This window comes from Microbacterium bandirmense (assembly GCF_037204185.1).
In the GTDB taxonomy this organism is placed as follows: Bacteria; Actinomycetota; Actinomycetes; order Actinomycetales; family Microbacteriaceae; genus Microbacterium; species Microbacterium bandirmense.
The window spans coordinates 78,927-95,583 of record NZ_JBBDGM010000006.1 but is presented as its reverse complement, the minus strand read 5'-3'; the positions used below and the strand labels follow the sequence as shown (position 1 = coordinate 95,583).

The 16,657-nt window shown below is 66.7% G+C and carries 16 protein-coding genes; 7 read left to right on the top strand and 9 right to left on the bottom strand.

Annotated features, from left to right (window positions below):
• The first annotated feature begins 15 nt into the window (after positions 1 to 15).
• Genes WDU99_RS08555 through WDU99_RS08545 form a run of 3 tightly spaced genes read left to right on the top strand, consistent with a single transcriptional unit; the run spans position 16 to position 2,901 of the window.
• Positions 16 to 678 carry a response regulator transcription factor gene (locus WDU99_RS08555; protein WP_337332032.1) on the top strand — a complete coding sequence of 221 codons (663 nt, stop codon included), beginning with the start codon at positions 16 to 18 and terminating at the stop codon, positions 676 to 678.
• Entirely contained in the window at positions 671 to 1,903 is a 1,233-nt protein-coding gene (locus tag WDU99_RS08550) for a sensor histidine kinase (protein ID WP_337332031.1), read from the top strand. Before WDU99_RS08555 ends, WDU99_RS08550 begins: the two co-directional genes overlap by 8 nt.
• The gene (locus tag WDU99_RS08545; RefSeq protein ID WP_337332030.1) at positions 1,900 to 2,901 is read left to right on the top strand and encodes a hypothetical protein; all 1,002 of its coding nucleotides are present in this window, start codon (positions 1,900 to 1,902) and stop codon (positions 2,899 to 2,901) included. Before WDU99_RS08550 ends, WDU99_RS08545 begins: the two co-directional genes overlap by 4 nt.
• A 249-nt stretch (positions 2,902 to 3,150) precedes the next feature.
• On the opposite strand, the gene WDU99_RS08540 is transcribed toward WDU99_RS08545, so the two are convergent.
• Positions 3,151 to 3,366: an acyl-CoA carboxylase subunit epsilon gene (locus WDU99_RS08540; RefSeq protein WP_337332029.1), complete on the bottom strand. Its 216-nt coding sequence runs from the start codon at positions 3,364 to 3,366 to the stop codon at positions 3,151 to 3,153.
• The gene (locus tag WDU99_RS08535) at positions 3,363 to 4,961 is read right to left on the bottom strand and encodes an acyl-CoA carboxylase subunit beta (protein WP_337332028.1); all 1,599 of its coding nucleotides are present in this window, start codon (positions 4,959 to 4,961) and stop codon (positions 3,363 to 3,365) included. Before WDU99_RS08535 ends, WDU99_RS08540 begins: the two co-directional genes overlap by 4 nt.
• Before the next feature lie 87 nt (positions 4,962 to 5,048).
• Between WDU99_RS08535 and WDU99_RS08530 the strand changes: the two genes are divergently transcribed.
• A complete protein-coding gene (locus WDU99_RS08530; RefSeq protein WP_337332027.1) occupies positions 5,049 to 5,192 on the top strand; it encodes a hypothetical protein in 144 nt (47 codons plus the stop codon).
• Here WDU99_RS08530 and WDU99_RS08525 read toward each other — a convergent pair whose 3' ends face one another.
• Positions 5,193 to 8,321: a type I restriction endonuclease subunit R gene (locus WDU99_RS08525; RefSeq protein ID WP_337332026.1), complete on the bottom strand. Its 3,129-nt coding sequence runs from the start codon at positions 8,319 to 8,321 to the stop codon at positions 5,193 to 5,195.
• 62 nt (positions 8,322 to 8,383) lie between these two features.
• On the opposite strand from WDU99_RS08525, the gene WDU99_RS08520 reads away from it, so the two are divergent.
• Both WDU99_RS08520 and WDU99_RS08515 read left to right on the top strand, forming a co-directional pair.
• A complete protein-coding gene (locus WDU99_RS08520; RefSeq protein WP_337332025.1) occupies positions 8,384 to 8,806 on the top strand; it encodes a hypothetical protein in 423 nt (140 codons plus the stop codon).
• On the top strand, positions 8,803 to 9,168 hold the full coding sequence (locus WDU99_RS08515) for a DUF5615 family PIN-like protein (protein WP_337332024.1): 366 nt from the start codon (positions 8,803 to 8,805) through the stop codon (positions 9,166 to 9,168). The genes WDU99_RS08520 and WDU99_RS08515 overlap by 4 nt, the downstream gene beginning before the upstream one ends.
• A 92-nt stretch (positions 9,169 to 9,260) precedes the next feature.
• Here the strand turns inward: WDU99_RS08515 and WDU99_RS08510 are convergent, their stop codons facing one another.
• Together WDU99_RS08510 and WDU99_RS08505 are read right to left on the bottom strand one after the other, a co-directional pair.
• A complete protein-coding gene (locus WDU99_RS08510; RefSeq protein ID WP_337332023.1) occupies positions 9,261 to 10,232 on the bottom strand; it encodes a restriction endonuclease subunit S in 972 nt (323 codons plus the stop codon).
• A 230-nt stretch (positions 10,233 to 10,462) separates the two neighbouring features.
• A complete protein-coding gene (locus tag WDU99_RS08505; RefSeq protein WP_337332182.1) occupies positions 10,463 to 12,181 on the bottom strand; it encodes a type I restriction-modification system subunit M in 1,719 nt (572 codons plus the stop codon).
• Between the two features lie 134 nt (positions 12,182 to 12,315).
• Here WDU99_RS08505 and WDU99_RS08500 point away from each other — a divergent pair, with 134 nt between their 5' ends.
• The gene (locus WDU99_RS08500) at positions 12,316 to 12,582 is read left to right on the top strand and encodes a helix-turn-helix domain-containing protein (protein WP_337332022.1); all 267 of its coding nucleotides are present in this window, start codon (positions 12,316 to 12,318) and stop codon (positions 12,580 to 12,582) included.
• Positions 12,583 to 12,604: 22 nt separating this feature from the next.
• Here the strand turns inward: WDU99_RS08500 and WDU99_RS08495 are convergent, their stop codons facing one another.
• The 4 genes from WDU99_RS08495 to WDU99_RS08480 form a co-directional block, all read right to left on the bottom strand.
• Positions 12,605 to 14,221 (bottom strand): HNH endonuclease signature motif containing protein, encoded by a 1,617-nt coding sequence (locus WDU99_RS08495; protein WP_337332021.1) that lies wholly within the window; start codon positions 14,219 to 14,221, stop codon positions 12,605 to 12,607.
• A 211-nt stretch (positions 14,222 to 14,432) separates the two neighbouring features.
• Positions 14,433 to 14,738: a hypothetical protein gene (locus WDU99_RS08490; protein ID WP_337332020.1), complete on the bottom strand. Its 306-nt coding sequence runs from the start codon at positions 14,736 to 14,738 to the stop codon at positions 14,433 to 14,435.
• A gap of 77 nt (positions 14,739 to 14,815) precedes the next feature.
• Positions 14,816 to 15,829, bottom strand: coding sequence for a hypothetical protein (locus WDU99_RS08485; protein ID WP_337332019.1), 1,014 nt, complete (start codon positions 15,827 to 15,829; stop codon positions 14,816 to 14,818).
• A gap of 120 nt (positions 15,830 to 15,949) precedes the next feature.
• Positions 15,950 to 16,642, bottom strand: coding sequence for a phosphocholine cytidylyltransferase family protein (locus WDU99_RS08480; RefSeq protein WP_337332018.1), 693 nt, complete (start codon positions 16,640 to 16,642; stop codon positions 15,950 to 15,952).
• Positions 16,643 to 16,657: the final 15 nt, after the last annotated feature.

Here is a 16,657-nt window from a genome sequence, read left to right as displayed (position 1 = left end):
GAGTAGGCTGGCGGGATGAGTACCGTCGCCCTCATCGACGACCACGAGTCGGTCCGTCTCGGCCTCGAGGCCGCGTGTGTGCGCGATGGGGAGCAGCAGATCGTCTTCTCGGGCGGCACCGTCAAGGAGTACCTCGCCTGGCGCCACGGCTCGGAAGCGCCGCCGGTCGATGTGGTCGTACTCGATCTGACGCTGGGCGACGGCACCACCGTCACCGAGAACGTCGCGACGCTCGTCGCCGACGGAGCGAGTGTCGTCATCCACAGCGTCGCCGACCGCCCGGCATCCGTGCGCGAGGCGCTCGTCGCCGGGGCCGCCGGCGTCGTCAGCAAGTCCTCCGCGCTCGACGACGTGCTCGACGCGATCCGCACCGTGGCCCGCGGGGACGCGCTGAACAACGTCGAGTGGGCCAGCGCCGTCGACGGCGACCGGGAGTTCGCAGACGCGCAGCTCTCCGCGCGCGAGCGCGAGGTGCTGAGGCTGTACGCCGCGGGCCTGCCGCTGAAGGCCGTGGCCGAGCGCCTCGGGGTGGCCTACTCCACCGCCAAGGAGAACATCACCCGCATCCGGGTCAAGTACGTCGAGGTCGGGCGCCCCGCACCGACGAAGGTCGATCTGCTGCGCCGGGCGATGGAGGACGGCATCGTCGCCCCTGACGGGGTGCCGAGTGGTGGCTGACAGCCGCGGCATCCGCGAGGCCTGGCAGAACATCCCCTCGCCCGGGGATGTCGCGGTCGGGCTCGAGCGCTTCACCGGCAACCGGATCGAGCGCATCCTCGCGATCGTCGCGGCGATCGGCTCGGCCGCGCTCGGCGCACAGGCGCTCCTGGCGGCCGTGACCAACATCAGCGTCGTCGACGCACCGCGCGTCGCCATGATGCTGCTGGTGTTCGGTCCTCTGCTGTGGATGATCGTCGCGTGCATCAGCGCTCGCGCGATCAGGCCGGCCTGCGGCTCGTTCGCCGTCGCCTACGTGGTCGCACTGGTGCTGTGGCCGGTGATCGTCGACCGCACGACGCGCGAACCGGCCAGCCAGCCGTGGATCTTCTTCCTCGTCAACATCGCCGTCGTCGCAGCGCTGCTCGCCTTCCGTCCGCGTCTGCAGCTGATGTGGGCGCTCGGGCTGCCGTTCGTGTACGGGTATGTGCGGCTCGTCGAGGGCGGCTTCTCGCAGGAGTTCTGGATCACCACCGCGTTCGATGTGTCGTTCACCCTGATCCTCGGCGCGGTGATCGTCTCGCTCGGCTGGATGTTCCGGCAGGTTGCGGCCGGTGTCGATGACGCCCGCGGCAAGGCCGTGGCGACGTACGCGGCTGCGGCGGCGGCATCCGCCGCTGAGGAGGAGCGGGTGGCGATGTCGGCGCTGATGCACGACAGCGTGCTGGCTGCTCTGATCGCCGCGGAGCGGGCGACGTCCGAACGTGAACACGACCTCGCCGTCGTGATGGCGCGCGAGGCGCTGACGAGGCTGGCGAACACCGAGGCCTCGATCGCACAGGAGGGCAACGATGAGCCGATCAGCCGGGCGCAGATCGTCGCCGAGCTGCGGCGGACGCTCTCGGAGCAGGGCGTGGACGCCGTGGTGGAGGAGCGCGGTGTCGCCGCCGAGCTGCCCGGTCGTGTGGCGCGGGCGATGGTGCTCGCCGCCCGGCAGGCGATCGGCAATGCTCTTGACCACGCCGGAGGACGCGGACTGCACGTCATCGCCGAGTCGGCCGCAGATGATCGTCTGACGCTGACCGTCGTCGACGCCGGGCCCGGTTTCGATCCGGATGCCATCGGCGAGGATCGCCTCGGCATCCGCGCCTCGATCGTGGCGAGGATGGCGGCGGTCGCCGGCACTTCCGATATCAGGACGGATGCCGGCGGCACGGTCGTGGAGCTCGGCTGGGAGCCGGCATGAGACGGACCGTCCGCAGCATCGTGACCGCGCTGGCTCTCGGGTTCGCGCTGTATTTCGCCGCCCGAGGCATCTGGTGGATCGTGCAGCCCACCGCGCCGCTGCTCATGGTCAGCGCGATCGGTCTGTACCTCGCGACCGCACTGACGACCGTGCTGGCGGGTGCAGCGCACAGTGTGCGGATGCCGTCGGGACCGGCCGTTCTCGCGTTCGTGACAAGCCTGGCCGTGCCGTCCCTGGTGAGTCTCTCCCTGCCGTGGCACGAGCGTGATGCGCCGTTCGCCACCTGGTACATCGGGGCGATCGGGCTGCTGGCGGTGGTGTGCATCGTGCGCCGCCGGCTGCTGTGCGGCTGGCTGATGCTCGCCGCCCTGATCGTCGCGGCATCGCTGTACATGGGTCTCGGCGAGGCGTTCACGCTGGGTCTGGTGGGCTCGATCACGTGGGTGGTCGTCGCCCAGCTGCTGGTGCTGTTCTGGGACAGGGCTGTGCGCGATACCGAGCGCCTCGCCGACATCCAGCAGGCGGTGTCGGCATGGAACGCGACGCAGGAGGTGCGGCAGCGCGAGCGCCGCGTGCGGGCTCAACTCGCGCTCGCCGTCGCCGGTCCGGTGCTCACGCGCACGGTCGCCGCGCGCGGCGATCTCACGGCGCAGGAGCGGTTTGATGCGCGTCTCGCCGAGGGGACGCTGCGCGACGAGCTGCGCGGTGCGGCGCTGCTCAACGAGGCGGTGCGCTCGGCGATCTCGGATGCCCGGCGGCGCGGAACCTCGGTGACCGTATTCGACGAGGGCGGGATGGACGGACTCGACGAGGTGCGCGCGGAGGAGATCCGCGATGAACTCGCCGCGGTGCTGGAGCGGGCACGATCGAATCGGGTGATCATCCGCGCGGGACGTGATGACAGGGTGGCGGTGACGGTCGTCGGTCGAGCGGCCGGCGGTGCGCACGACGATGATGCCGTCGATCTGTGGCACGAGATCCGGCGCGCGGCGGAATGACCCCGACCGGGGCCACTCCGGGGGAGTGAGATGGGCGAGGGGCGGCGAAGCCGCCCGCCCCTCGCCGACGCGGAACAGCTACCCGAAAACTGTCCGCTGGGGGCGTACTGCGTCTGTCTACCCTGGGACAGAGCAGCCGCCTAACGCGAAGCGTCTCTGATAGTTTCGCGCGTAGAAACGTGTCTGTCTGTAGGTATTTCGGGGGACAAATTCGGCGATTTCAGGTCGGAGTACGCCATCTCGGGCATTTCAGCCCGAATATCGGCCCCACGGGATGTCGCGGCGCAGCGGTGTGCGCAGGCCGCGGGCCGAGCGCTGCCAGGCCGAGACGTGCGGCACTGCGGCGACCGCTTCACTCGTCTCGCGCGCGTGGGCGTCGCTGACCACCGCGATGAGCGCTGCGAGCTCCTCGGCGGTGGGGGTGCCGCGAACGATCTCGATCGCGGTGGGCTGCTCGTCGGTCACAGCGGGATGTTCCCGTGCTTCTTCGGCGGCAGCTCAGCGCGTTTGCCGCGCAGTGAGCGCAGCGCCTTGGCGATCGTGACGCGAGTGGCGGCCGGTTCGATGACGCCATCGATCTCGCCGCGCTCAGCGGCGAGGAACGGCGAGGTCACGCTGTAGGTGTACTCATTGGCGAGGCGCGTGCGCACCGCCGCGACGTCTTCGCCGTTCTCCTCGGCCTTCTTGATCTCGTTGCGGTACAGGATGTTCACGGCGCCCTGACCGCCCATCACCGCGATCTCGGCGGTGGGCCAGGCGATGTTGACGTCGGCGCCGAGCTGCTTGGAGCCCATCACGATGTACGCGCCGCCGTACGCCTTGCGCAGGATGACGGTGACGAGCGGCACGGTGGCCTCGGCGTAGGCGTAGATGAGCTTCGCGCCACGGCGGATGACGCCCGTCCATTCCTGGTCGGTGCCGGGCAGATAGCCTGGCACATCGACGAGCGTGACGATGGGGATCGAGAACGCATCGCAGAAGCGCACGAACCGGCTGGCCTTCTCGCCGGCCTCGATGTTCAGCGTGCCGGCCATCTGCGACGGCTGGTTTGCGATGATGCCCACCGATCGACCCTCGACGCGGCCGAATCCGATCACGATGTTGGGGGCGAACAGAGGCTGCACCTCGAGGAACTCGCCCTCGTCGACGACGTGCTCGATGACGGTGTGGATGTCGTACGGCTGGTTGGGGGAGTCGGGGATGATCGTGTTGAGCGCGTGGTCGGCATCCGTCGTCTCGAACTCGAACGCCGAGTCGTACGACGGCACCTCTGCCATGTTGTTGTCGGGCAGATAGCTCAGCAGCGTGCGGGCGTAGTCGAGCGCGTCGTCCTCGTCCTCGGCCAGGTAGTGCGCGACGCCGGAGCGGGTGTTGTGGGTGTACGCCCCGCCGAGCTCCTCCATGCCGACGTCCTCGCCGGTGACGGTCTTGATGACGTCGGGGCCGGTGACGAACATCTGGCTGGTCTTGTCGACCATGATGACGAAGTCGGTGAGGGCGGGGCCGTAGACGGCGCCGCCGGCAGCCGGCCCCATGATGATCGAGATCTGCGGGATGACACCCGAGGAGCGAGTGTTGTGCCGGAAGATCTCACCGTACTTGCTCAGCGCCAGCACGCCCTCCTGGATGCGGGCGCCGCCGGAGTCGAGGATGCCGATGATCGGCATCCCGCCCTGGAGCGCGAACTCCATGATCTTGATGATCTTGTCTCCGGCGACCTCGCCGAGCGAACCACCGAAGGTGGTGAAGTCCTGCGAGTACACGGCGACGGTGCGGCCGTGGATCGTGGCGACGCCCGTGACGACCGAGTCGCCGTAGGGGCGGTTGCGGTCCATGCCGAACGAGGTCGTGCGGTGGCGCACGTACTCGTCGAACTCGACGAAGCTGCCGGTGTCGACCAGCAGCTCGATGCGCTCGCGGGCGGTCATCTTGCCCTTGGCGTGCTGCTTCTGCTGCGCGAGCTTCTCGGGCTCGACGACCGCTTCGTTGAAGCGGGAGCGAAGGTCCGCGAGCTTCGCGGCCGTGGTCGAGAGGTCAGGCTTTTCCGTCACGGATTCCACCCTAGCGCCGGGGTGCGCGCTGCCGTTGGATGCTCGGCACAACGGGGAGACGATTCCTTTGGGGGATGGGGCAGGCGAATCACGCCCTTGCGCTCGCAGGATGCCCTTCACCTGGCCGCAGCGCTGTCGCTCGGCGTCGATGAGATCATCACGTACGACGAGAAGATGGCGGACGCCGCGCGGCGGGCCGGGCTGTGGGTGCTGGCGCCGGCCGACTCGCCCGACCCCTGATCAGGCGGTCTCCTGGTCGGCGGTGACGTTCTCGTGCACGAGCTGCCCGAGCAGTCGCTCGAGGGTGGTTCGCATCTCGGGCCGGCTGAACACGTAGTCGACGATGCGGTTGTTGGTGTGCTGATTGCTCAGCACGGCATCCGTCACCGCGTCGCTGAGATCGGGGGACTCGATGAACTGGGTCAGCGAGTTGGCGGCGGCCTGGGTACGCAGCTGCGGGTTCTCGGTCAGCACGGTGACGACGCCGTCGGCCCAGTTCTGAATGCCGGAGTCGCTGAAGTCCTCATCGGAGAACAGCTCGTTGATCCTGGCGAGAATCTCGGCCAGTCGCGCGAAGCGCGGATCGCGGGCAGTGCCGGTGCCGCCCGCACCGGCGGGCTGCATGGGTTCGGCGGTACCGGCATCCAGATCGAGGGCGTGCTCGCCGTGGCGGGTCTGCTTGATGTGGGTCAGCTCGACGGCTGAGAAGTCGATCTGCTCGTTCGCGACGCGACCGGTGAGCCGCGGCAGCAGCAGCCGCAGGAACAGCGACCGCTTCTCAAGACCGGTGTCGGCGTAGTCGAAGATCTGCGAGAGGAAGTCGTAGAGCCGCACGAACGTCCCGACGTCCTTGCGGAACAGGTCGAGGGCGTCCTGCTCAGCCTTGTCGTCGGATGCCAGCGACGCGGCGTACCGCTCGTTGAATCGGGTGGCTGCGGCCTTCAACGGCGCCGTGTGCGCTCCATGCTTGGGCGGGGCCGATGTGGCCAGGAACGCGTTCGCGAAGGCCTCGACCTCGGGATCGGTGTAGATGCCGGCGCCGTCGAGCTTGTTCTGCAGGTCATGCACCTGATCTGGATCGCTCGTGGCGCTGAGCTCGGCCGTGCGATGGTAATCGCGGAACGTCTCGAGGATCTCGTCGGCATCGTTGACGAAGTCGAGGATGTAGGTGGTGTCCTTGCCGCCGGCGGGGTAGGTGCGGTTCAGTCTGGACAGTGTCTGCACGGCCGTCACGCCGTCAAGGCGCTTGTCGACGTACATCGCGCACAGCAGCGGCTGATCGAAGCCGGTCTGGTACTTGTTCGCAACGATGAGCACATCGAAATCATCGGAGGCGAAGGCGGTCGGGATGCTGCGCCCCCGCAGACCGGCATTGAGGTTGGCCTCGGAGAACGGCGGCTCGACGCCGGCGAAAGCGACACCGGGCACCTGCTCAGCGGTCATCGTTCCCGAGAAGGCCACGAGCGTCGCCAGCGGGTACTTCTTCGAGGCGATATAGGCGTCGATCGCCTCCTTGTAGCGGATCGCGTGCTCGCGCGATGCGGTGACGACCATCGCCTTGGCATGCCCGTCCAGCAGGTGGCGCACGTTGGCGCGGTAGTGCTCGACGATGATCTGCACCTTCTGCGCGATGTTGGTCGGATGCAGCGACACCCAGCGCATCAGACCCTTGACGGCCTCGGACTCATCGACCTCGTCGACGATCTGCAGGTGGCGCTTGGTCTTCTCGGCGAGCTGGAACGCGGTGGAGTAGGTGGTGTAGTTGCGCAACACGTCGAGGATGTAGCCCTCTTCGATGGCCTGACGCATCGAGTAGACGTGGAAGGCCATCGGGATGCCTTCGGCATCCGGGCGTCCGAACAGCTCGAGCGTCTTCGGCTTGGGTGTCGCGGTGAATGCGAAGAACGACAGGTTCGGCGAGTCTGCGCGGGCGGTCATCTGTGCGGCGAGCACTGCTTCGGCATCCACCTCGCCACCGTCGTCGAGCGCAGCCTGCTCGTCGGCGGTGAGCACCTCTCGCAGCTTCTTCGAGGCCTCGCCGGTCTGCGAGGAGTGCGCCTCATCGGCGATGATCGCGAAGTTGCGTCCCGCGAGCCCCGCGTTGTCCTGGATGGCCTTCAGTGCGAACGGGAACGTCTGCAGGGTGACGATGATGATGAGCTTGCCCGAGAGCAGCGTCTGCGCGAGCAGGCCCGACTTCGAGGACTCTCCGGCCTTGCGCACCTCGTCGGCGTTGATGGTCGCGACGGTGCCGTCGACGCCCTCGATCTGCTTGATGGCCTTCTGCAGCTGGTCATCGAGCACGGTGCGGTCGGTGATGACGATCACCGAGTCGAACACCTTGTGATTCGTGTCGTCGTGCAGGTTCGACAGTCCGTGGGCGAGCCACGCGATCGAGTTGGTCTTGCCGGAGCCTGCCGAGTGCTGCACCAGGTACCGGTTGCCTGGTCCCTCTTCGCGGACGGTCTGCAGCAGGTCGGTGACGAGCTCCCACTGGTGGAACCGCGGGAACAGCAGAGCGGTTTTGTGGGTGATCGCCCCGGTGATCGGGTCGGTCGATGACGACTTCTCGATGTGCAGCAGGCGGCCCAGGATGTTCAGCCACGCGTCGCGCCGCAGCACTCGCTCCCAGAGATACGAGGTGGCAGCACCATGCGGGTTCACCGGGTTGCCGGCGCCCTGATCGCGGCCGAGGTTGAAGGGCAGGAAGTGTGTCGCGCTGCCCGCGAGCTTCGTGGTCATCGCAACCTCGTCGGTCGAGACGGCGAAGTGCACGAGCGCGCGATTGGCGAAGCCGAGCAACGGTTCGCCCTTGGGGTCGCGGGCGTGGCGGTACTGCGCGATGGCGTCCGCGATCGACTGCGTGTTGTCGGTCTTCAGCTCGAGAGTCGCGACAGGGATGCCGTTCGCGAACAGCACCAGGTCGATGGAACCGGAATGTTTCGTGGAGTAGTAGACCTGACGCACGACGCGCAGGCGGACGGCCTCGTAGTCGGTCAGGGCCTTGGCGTTCAGTGATGTGGCGGGCTTGAACGCGCACATCCGGATGTTCGCGGGCGTCTTCTTGAACCCGCGCCGCAGCACGTTGAGCGTGCCGCCGCCGGAATCGAGAGGCAGATCCAGTGACTTCACGAGCCGGTCGAGCAGCTGTTCCTTTGCCTTGCCCTGTTCGGCGCCGGATGCCCCGGGCTTCACGACCTTCGCCCACTCCTCGGGCTGCGTCTGCTGGATCCACGCGAAGACGTCTTCGGGGAAGAGCGCGCGGGCCTTGTCGTAGCCCTGCGTGTTCTCGGGTTCGTACATCCACCCGTTCGCGGCGAGGTGCTCGCAGATCTCTTCCTCGAAAGCCTTCTCGTGCTGAAGTCCCATGCTTGTAAGCATGTCGCATTTACGAGTGGGGGACACGCGGATATCACACTACAATGTAGTGCATGTCTTCCACTCCCGTGTCCATTCGCTTCGATGACGCGCTGCTCGACCGTGTGCGACGCTCTGCCGTGATGCGAGACACGACGGCGTCCAGCCTCATCCAGCGCTACGTCGAAGAAGCGCTGCGCGCGCAAGACTTCCCGGGCATCGTTTTTCGTGACGGACCATCTGGTCGACGCGCGTCACTGGCAGTCGGTCCGGACGTCTGGGAGATCGCCTCTGCCCTTCGTGATGTCGACGCCCGCGGGGACGCAGCCGTCGATGCCGTTGCGGCGGACTTCGACCTCACGCCCGCGAGCGTACGGATCGCGCTCGCCTACTACGGTGCGCACGCCGACGAGATCGACGCTGAGATCGCCGAGAACGACCGTGCCGCCGAAGAGGCATTGAAGTCGTGGGAAGCCCAGCAGCGACTCGTCTCGTGACCGCACGACTGCTGCTCGACGAGCACTACGGCGAAGCAGTCGCCGTCGCCCTTCGGGAGCGCCGCTTCGACGTCGTGTCGGTCGTGGCGGATCCTGCGCTGCGCAGTGCGAGTGACGCCATGGTCTACGCGGCGGCTGCTGAGCAGGGCCGCCGCGTCGTCACTGAGAATATCAAGGACTTCCGACCGTTGCTGATGGATGCCCTCGCACGAGACGAACCGGCCGCCTCGCTGCTCTTGGTATCGCCACGGCGATTCCCGCGTGGCTCGGGAGACCGCACGGCCGCGATCATCGCCGCGCTCGCCGCGTGGCTTGAGCGTCCGGATGCCGATGCGCGCCCCATTGAGGACTGGTTGGTGTGAGTTGCTAGGGCCGTCTGCCTCTCCCGGTCATTGAGCGAGCGAAGCGAGTCGAATTGCGCTGAGCGAGCGCAGCGAGACGAAGCAGCAGACCCCTACGCAGGAACCTCGATCTGCCCCGTCACCGCCGCCGTGATCAGCGCCGCCCGCCGCTCCTTCGACAACTCGATGAACCGCTCGGCCTTGGCGATGAGGGTGTCGATCTTCGTCGTCTCACCCGATACGAACGTGACGATATCTCGCTGCTCGTCCAAGCCGGGAATGCATATGGGCATATCGCTGATCATGGGACGGCGCACTGAATCGACCGTCGATTTGGCGCTGCCGTCCAGCGCAACTCGACTGAAGAACGTGGAGAAGTAGGCGAGGAAAAACTGAGGGAGGACACGACGAAAGTTGTCAAGGACATACACGCGTTGATGCGCCTTGAACTTCCCACCGACGAGATGGAACACCTTAGCGACTCCTGCGCCGTCGCCAGCGGTGAGTACTGCGGGGCCCTCGTGATCCCACGTGGAGCTTCTCAGAGGCGTCTGCGATCGCACGTAGAACGGAAACTCTCCGACGTCCTCAGCGTCGACCGTATCTCCGTACCCGGTGGCGATATCCGCGATGTGACGTACTCGCGCCAGCTCCCAGTGCGACGGGATGCTACTCAACCAACTGACACCACCCGGTCGAGTTGAGTGGGAGCTCGCAAGACTTCCGGTCACGGCGTTGGCGATCATCTGTGTGCGCCGCTCGCGGAGGGTGGCGATGAGCCGTTCCTGCTTGGCGATGAGCTTGTCGATCTGGGCGGTCTCGCGGTCGAGGTAGTCAGCGATCGCGGATTGTACGGACAGGGGAGGGCATGGCAAGTCCATGTCCCGGAAGGTCTTGCGGTCAAATGCCGTTGATCGTTCGCGAATACCTTTGGCGAGTGCGGTCACGAAGCCGCTCGAAGCCGCAACCCGCAAAGCATGGGCCAGGTAGCGGGCGTCCGCGCCCACGGGGTGATAAATATGCACCACGGGCGACATTTTGCCTTCTGAGTCGGACACCCCGATCGCGCCCGCGAATCCGTCCATTCCGTGTATAACCAGGTCTCCAGTTCTCACTCCCTGGTAGCCGATTTCCTGGATTGCTTCGGTGAACCCGTCAGTGCGACGATTTGAACGAAGGGTCACCGTGCCATCGCGAAACGCTGTGACGATCCCGTCTGCTGGACGCGGCTCACGTCGTACGGGCGATGTGAGGTGACGACCACGTGCAGTCCGCCAGCCGCTGGGCAACGTGGGAGCCCATGCCACGGTGCTGTTCACCGCTCCACTTCCTTGAGGAGCTCCATGATCTCGCCGACGAGCTGGTTCAGCTCGGCGTCGATCTCTTCGAGGGGACGCGGCGGCACGTACTCGTAGAAGTGGCGGGTGAAGGGGATCTCGTAGCCGACCTTCGTCTTGGCGGTGTCCACCCAGGCGTCCTCGACGTGGGGGACCACCTCCGAGTCGAAGTAGGCCTGGATGGTGGCATCCCGGGCATCCGACCCCGCTTCATTACCGCCCCACGTGAACGGGACGTTCTCGGTGTCGCGCAGCTTCGAGTCCGGCTTCGGGTTGCCCTTGCGGTCGCGCACGATCTCGCCGTCGTCGTCGCGCAGCGGACGCTCGACGGTGATCGTCCAGTAGCCGAACTCGTCATTGCGGAAGATCTTCGAGTGCTTCTGCTCGACGTGCTCGTCGTAGAGCCGCACGATCTCGGCGCGGTCCTTCGCTGAGACCTCGCGGTTCTTCTGGCCGAGGTTCTTGCGCAGCTTGCTCCAGAAACCGGTCGCGTCGATCAGCTGCACCGTGCCGATGCGATCGGCCGGCTTCCTGTTGTCGAGCAGCCAGACATAAGTGGCGATGCCGGTGTTGTAGAACATGTTCGTCGGCAGGGCGACGATGGCATCCACAAGGTCGTGCTCGAGCAGCCACCGGCGGATCTGGCTCGGCCCGGACTCGGCTGCCCCGGTGAACAGCGGCGAGCCGTTCAGTACGATGCCCGCGCGGCCGCCGCCCTCGTGCACCGGACGCATCTTCGTCGCCAGGTGCTGCAGGAACAGCATCTGCCCGTCGCTGATCGGCGGGAGGCCGCCCGGAAAGCGGCTGCGCTCGCCGGCATCCTGCACATGCGCTTTCACCGCCGCCTGCGACGCCTTCCAGTCCACTCCGTACGGCGGGTTCGAGAGGCAGTAGTCGAAGTGCTGGCCGGCAAACAGATCGTCGGACAGTGTGTTGCCGAGGCGGATGTTGGTGGCATCCTGCCCCTTCGCGATCATGTCGCTCTTGCAGATCGCGTACGACTGCGGGTTGATCTCCTGCCCGTACAGACGCAGCCGAGCATCCGGATTCATCTCGAGCAGGTGCTCTTCGGCAACCGAGAGCATGCCGCCGGTGCCGGCCGTCGGGTCATAGATCGATCGGACGGCGCCTTTGTCGGTGAGTCCGGAATCGTCGCCCGCGAAGAGCAGGTCGACGATCAGTCGGATCGCATCGCGCGGGGTGAAGTGCTCGCCGGCCGTCTCATTCGACGCTTCGGCGAACTTGCGGATGAGCTCTTCGAACAGGTCGCCCATCGCCGCGTTGGGCAGTGCCTCGGGGGAGAGGTCGACCTCGGCGAACCGCTGCACCACGATGAGCAGCCGGTTGCTCTCGGCGAGCGCCTCGATCTGGTCCTCGAACTTGAACCGTTCGAACACGTCGATCGTGCGTGAGAACCCTGAGATGTAGTCGACGAGGTTGGCCTGCAGACCCTCGGGGTCGCCGAGCAGGCGCGTGAACGTCCACGGCGATGCGTTGTAGAAGCCCAAGCCGGTCTTCTGCCTTACCCGCACTTCGCGAAGCTCGTCGTTCTCGGTTGCGGCGAGCACTGCGTCGATGGCATCACGATGCGCGGCCATGATCCCGTCCAAGCGACGAAGGATCGTCATCGGCAGGATCACGTCGCCGTACTGATGCGGTTTGAAGGGCCCCCGGAGTTGATCCGCGATCTGCCACACAAAAGTCCCGAGGCTACTCACCGCTTAACCATAGGCATACAAGCCCATGCATATAAGCGGTGTTGCAATTCGCGTAACGCTTGGAAGCTTGAGGGATGAAAGCGCCCCGGTCTCGAGCATCCGAGCATGTCGGAATGCTCATTCGGGAGCTCCGCGCGAAGGCGAGCATTCCGCGCTCCCGTCTTGCCGATCGCGCGGACATGGACGTCTCACACCTGGCGCGCATCGAGTCGGGGGAGGGGAATCCGACGCTGTTCGTGCTGATCCAACTAGCCACTGCGCTTGACGTGAAGCCGGAGACCTTCATCAAGGGCCTGACAGCCGCCGATCTGCCGGAGAGCCTGAAGCCCTACTCGGAGGCGGACTTTCGTCGCGAACTTCGTCGCCGCGAGCAGCGCTGATCAGAGACGCGAGCAGCGCTGATCAGAACGGCGCGTCGACGCCTGCAGCGTCGGAGGGGTCATCCCAGCTGCGCGCAGCGCCCTGGGGAGCTGTTGCGGGGGATGGCGCGAACATCACGCGGCGCGGAGGGGCGTCGGTGTGCACGCGACCCGTGGGGCTCGTCCACTCGAGCTCCCAGTTCGGCAGCTGCCTGACCCGCCAGCGATGATCGTCGGGGATGTCGGGATGCTTCAGGGTGTGGTGCCTCTTGCAGAGGTGGGCGAGGTTGTCGATCGACGTCTGGCCGCCGAGCGCGAAGTCGAAAGTGTGGTCGGTCTCACACCGGTGCACCGGCATGCGGCACCCCGGGAAGCGGCAATGCTGGTCGCGGGCGCGCAGGAACCGACGCATCGGCTCGGTCGGAGTGTAGGTGTCGGTCTCTGTCACCATGCCGCTCGAATCGAGAAACAGGCGAGTCCACCCGGAATTTCTGCCGGCGAGTGCACGGGCGATGTCTGGGTGCAGCTCACCATGTCCGTCCAACTGGGCGAGGGCATCATCGGTGCCGAGTAGCGTTCCCGCTCCGACCGTGACCTGGATGCGTGCCTTGATACTGCCGAGCCCGTCACCCTGCACCTCACTCGGCTCGGCCGTCAGCAGTAGATCGGCCAGCAGGTCGGCGCGGATCTGGTCGAGTGTGCGCTCGTCGGCCGGAATCTGGATGGGCTGCGAACCCTGCGAGATCATCTTCTCGACGTGCGCCCAATACGCGTCCGGGTCTCCTTTGAAGGGGTCGCGATCGGCGTCGAAGGGGTCGCTGGTGAAGGTGTCGCCGTCGCCGAAGATCGTGCTGCCTGGGAAGTTGGCACCCGCACCGGAGTCAGCGCCTGCGCGGCCGCTGAACGGGTTCTCGTAGTCGGGGTGGAAGTGCCGCGGGTCGTTCGCCTCGGCCTCCAGGGCATCTTCGTCAACGGGAAGAGTGGGCTCGCGGTCGGCCACGTGCTGCTTCTGATGCCGAGCCATCTGACTGAGACGATCATGGATCGCCACGGCAAGATGCTCGGGTAGCACGACCTGCAGCAACGCCAGCCCGTCACCGATCGTCTGCACGGTCACGGCGCGATCGGCCTTCGCGCGACGGTGTCGGTCGGCGATGGTCGATCCGGCCAGCGCTGCGGCCACCTCTTTCGCGTGCACGCGGGTGCGTGACGGCGACTCCGCCTCGGCGAACACCACAGTCGCAGTCTCATAGAGGCCGAGTGTGCCCTGTTCGACCGTGCCCTCGGTGATCGCCGCAGTGACAGGGGAGGACGCCCGCAGGATCTCACGCACGTGCGATGCCGTGATGCGACCCGCGCGGAAAGACTCGCGCAGGACCGGGAATTCACCGGAGGACAACGTGCGTGCATCGATGAACGCGTACTCCGCCGCGCCCTGGGCGATTCGCCCGGCGGCCGAGAACTCGCTCAGCATCGAGCGCCAGATCGCTTCGCGGTGCACGGGCAGTTCGGCCACGTCTTCGTCGTGCAGCGACAGGCGCTCGATCAACAGCTCGGAGGCGCGCGCTTCGAGTCGATTGATCTGCTCGCGCACGGAGACCCACTCGTCGAGCACGTGCGCTGCAGCGTCCATGCGATCGAAGGTGGGTGAAATGATCATAAGTCTAGGCTAGAACAAAGATGCGAATAACGCAAGGGTTCTGTTCGTGATTGTTCTGGCAAGCTGGGCCGTTTCGTCTCGCGAAGACCCGCACTGAGCGAGCGCAGCGAGTCGAAGTGTCGCTCAACGACCGGGGGTGCTGCGCTTACTCAACGACTGGGGGTGCTTCGGTCGCTCAACGACCGGAAGGTCGCGCGCAGCGCCGGGAAGCTCACACCACGAACCGCCAGACGTACTCGAGCCCGTCGGCCTGACGGAACCACGCGACGGTCACGACGACCTCGTCGGGGTCCGATGCGCACAGGCACAGCTCCATCGTCTCTGTCGGCAGCACCTGACCCCACAGGTCGACGACCTTGTGGCTGTCGACGTCGTCGCGGAACACCCGCACGAAGTCCACGGGCTCGCTTCCGCCGTTCGTCACGACGGGGTGGGTGCGATCGGCGCGAACGATCGTCCAGGGTACGCAGTAGGCGAGCGGCGGTACGGGCTGAGCGGGATCGATGCGATGGGGCATGCCGTCACGCTAGAAACGACCGCCGACGCCAGAAGCCCCGCCGACGCGCGTGCGCCAGTCGCTGTGGAGAAGTCGGTTCAGTCCGTACCTGTGGAGGGCGAGTCACGAGCATCCGAGCCGGCGCCCGAAAGGGCATCCGACTCCGTGTCCGAACCGCCACCCAGTTCCCGCCGCGGCCTGCGCAGCTTCGACCCCAGACCGCGCCCCGCCGCGCCGATCCCGCGCCCCGCCGCGCCGAGTCCTCTCCCGACGCTGCCCGCCGCGCCGACGATGCCGCCGCCGATGGAGCGCGCACCGGTCAGCATCCGCCGCTCCAGCTTCTCCGAGCCGGGCATCGGCTCGAGCTCGGCCGGCAGCACCGACGGAGCGGCGCCGAAGGCACGCCGCGACGTCGTCAGCACGCGCCGGCCGAGGATGTTGTTGCCCGCGCCGCCGATCACGGCGCCGATGCCGAACGGCAGAGCCTTGCCGATGAACGACGCGCCGCCGTGCCCGGCGAACTGGCGGATGAACTCCGACTTCAATCGGTCGACGAGCGGTCCGACCGCCGCGCGCGGCAGCGACTTCGTCACCAGCTCACCCCAGTACGACGAGCGAGGCCCGCCCTTTCCGGCTGCCTGTCGCGCCAGCTGCGAGACCAGGTCGACGCCCTCCTTGCCCAGCATCAGCGTCATCACCAGCGCGCGGGCACGATCCGGGTTCTCGATCGCGATGCCGTGCACCTCGGCGACCGACTGCGCGAACAGCGCCGTTGACTCCATGAACCCGATGGTCTCGACGCCCGACAGCGCGAGCGTCACCCCGGTGCCGATGCCGGGCACGACGGCGGTCGCGCCGACCGCCGCGCCACCGGTCGTGACCGCGGCGAGATAGCGCGTCTCGAGGATCCGCACGATCTGGCCGGGCGTCGCGCTCGGGTTGCGCAGTCGGATGCTGCGGATGTGCGCGACCACCAGCGGCCGCTGCACTGCCATGACCCGATCGATCCCGCGCACCGTGAGGGGATGCTCGTTCGAGCCGACCGGCGGGACCGGGACATCCCAGGGTGCGCCGTCGGGCAGTGAGTGGATCTTGTGGACCTTCTCGGACATGCGGCGATCCTATGCACAGCGTCCGCAAGAACGCCGACCCTTCGTCTCGCTGCGCTCGCTCAGGAACCGGGTCTCGCTGCGCTCGCTCAGGAACCGGGTCGCCCGGGAATCGATGTGCGCTCAGACGAAGAGGTTCGCGCGCTCCAGGTCCTCGGCGAAGTCGACCTCGACCGCGTACAGGTCAGAGACGTCCATCGGCTCGAGGAGCAGGCCGTCCTCGGCGATCGCCAGCTCGAGACCGCGCTCGAAGTAGTCCTGGTCGTCGACGCGCTGCAGCTGGCGCATGAACGCCTTCTTGTCGGCGGACGAGATGTAGTTGATGCCGACGGCCTCGCCCAGGCCGCCCTTGACCGTCTTCGAGAGCTCCTTGATGAACCCCTCGGCGGTGACGGTGTACTTGACCTCTTCGTCGCTGACCTTCGAGGTGTTGACCGTCACGAACGACTGGTCGCGCTCGATGAACTCGATGGCGCGGCCCAGGATGCGCGGGTCGAAGACGACGTCGCCGTTCATCCAAAGCACGCCGCCCTTGCCGGTGGCGCCCAGCGCACGCAGCAGGCTCTTGGAGGTGTTGGTGACGTCGTAGCGCTCGTTGTGCACGTACTTGGCCGAGGGGAAGGCCTCGATGATCGTCTCGGCGCGGTAGCCGACGACAGCCGTGATGCGGGCATCGCTGCCGAACGCCGCCCGGATGTTGTCGTGCTGCTGGCGCATGATGGTGCGGCCGTCGCTGAGCTCTGTCAGCGGCTTGGGCAGGGCGCGACCGAGGCGCGAGCCCATTCCGGCGGCCAGGATGACGGTCTGAAGAGTCACGATTTCTCCTAATAA

Bases quoted from the DNA above. Each gene is read 5' to 3' on its own strand.
- WDU99_RS08555 (WP_337332032.1), top strand. From the start codon at position 16: ATGAGTACCGTCGCCCTCATCGACGACCACGAGTCGGTCCGTCTCGGC.
- WDU99_RS08545 (WP_337332030.1), top strand. From the start codon at position 1,900: ATGAGACGGACCGTCCGCAGCATCGTGACCGCGCTGGCTCTCGGGTTC.
- WDU99_RS08525 (WP_337332026.1), bottom strand. From the start codon at position 8,321: ATGGGACTTCAGCACGAGAAGGCTTTCGAGGAAGAGATCTGCGAGCAC.
- WDU99_RS08520 (WP_337332025.1), top strand. From the start codon at position 8,384: ATGTCTTCCACTCCCGTGTCCATTCGCTTCGATGACGCGCTGCTCGAC.
- WDU99_RS08510 (WP_337332023.1), bottom strand. From the start codon at position 10,232: ATGGACGGATTCGCGGGCGCGATCGGGGTGTCCGACTCAGAAGGCAAA.
- WDU99_RS08500 (WP_337332022.1), top strand. From the start codon at position 12,316: ATGCTCATTCGGGAGCTCCGCGCGAAGGCGAGCATTCCGCGCTCCCGT.
- WDU99_RS08495 (WP_337332021.1), bottom strand. From the start codon at position 14,221: ATGATCATTTCACCCACCTTCGATCGCATGGACGCTGCAGCGCACGTG.
- WDU99_RS08490 (WP_337332020.1), bottom strand. From the start codon at position 14,738: ATGCCCCATCGCATCGATCCCGCTCAGCCCGTACCGCCGCTCGCCTAC.
- WDU99_RS08485 (WP_337332019.1), bottom strand. From the start codon at position 15,829: ATGTCCGAGAAGGTCCACAAGATCCACTCACTGCCCGACGGCGCACCC.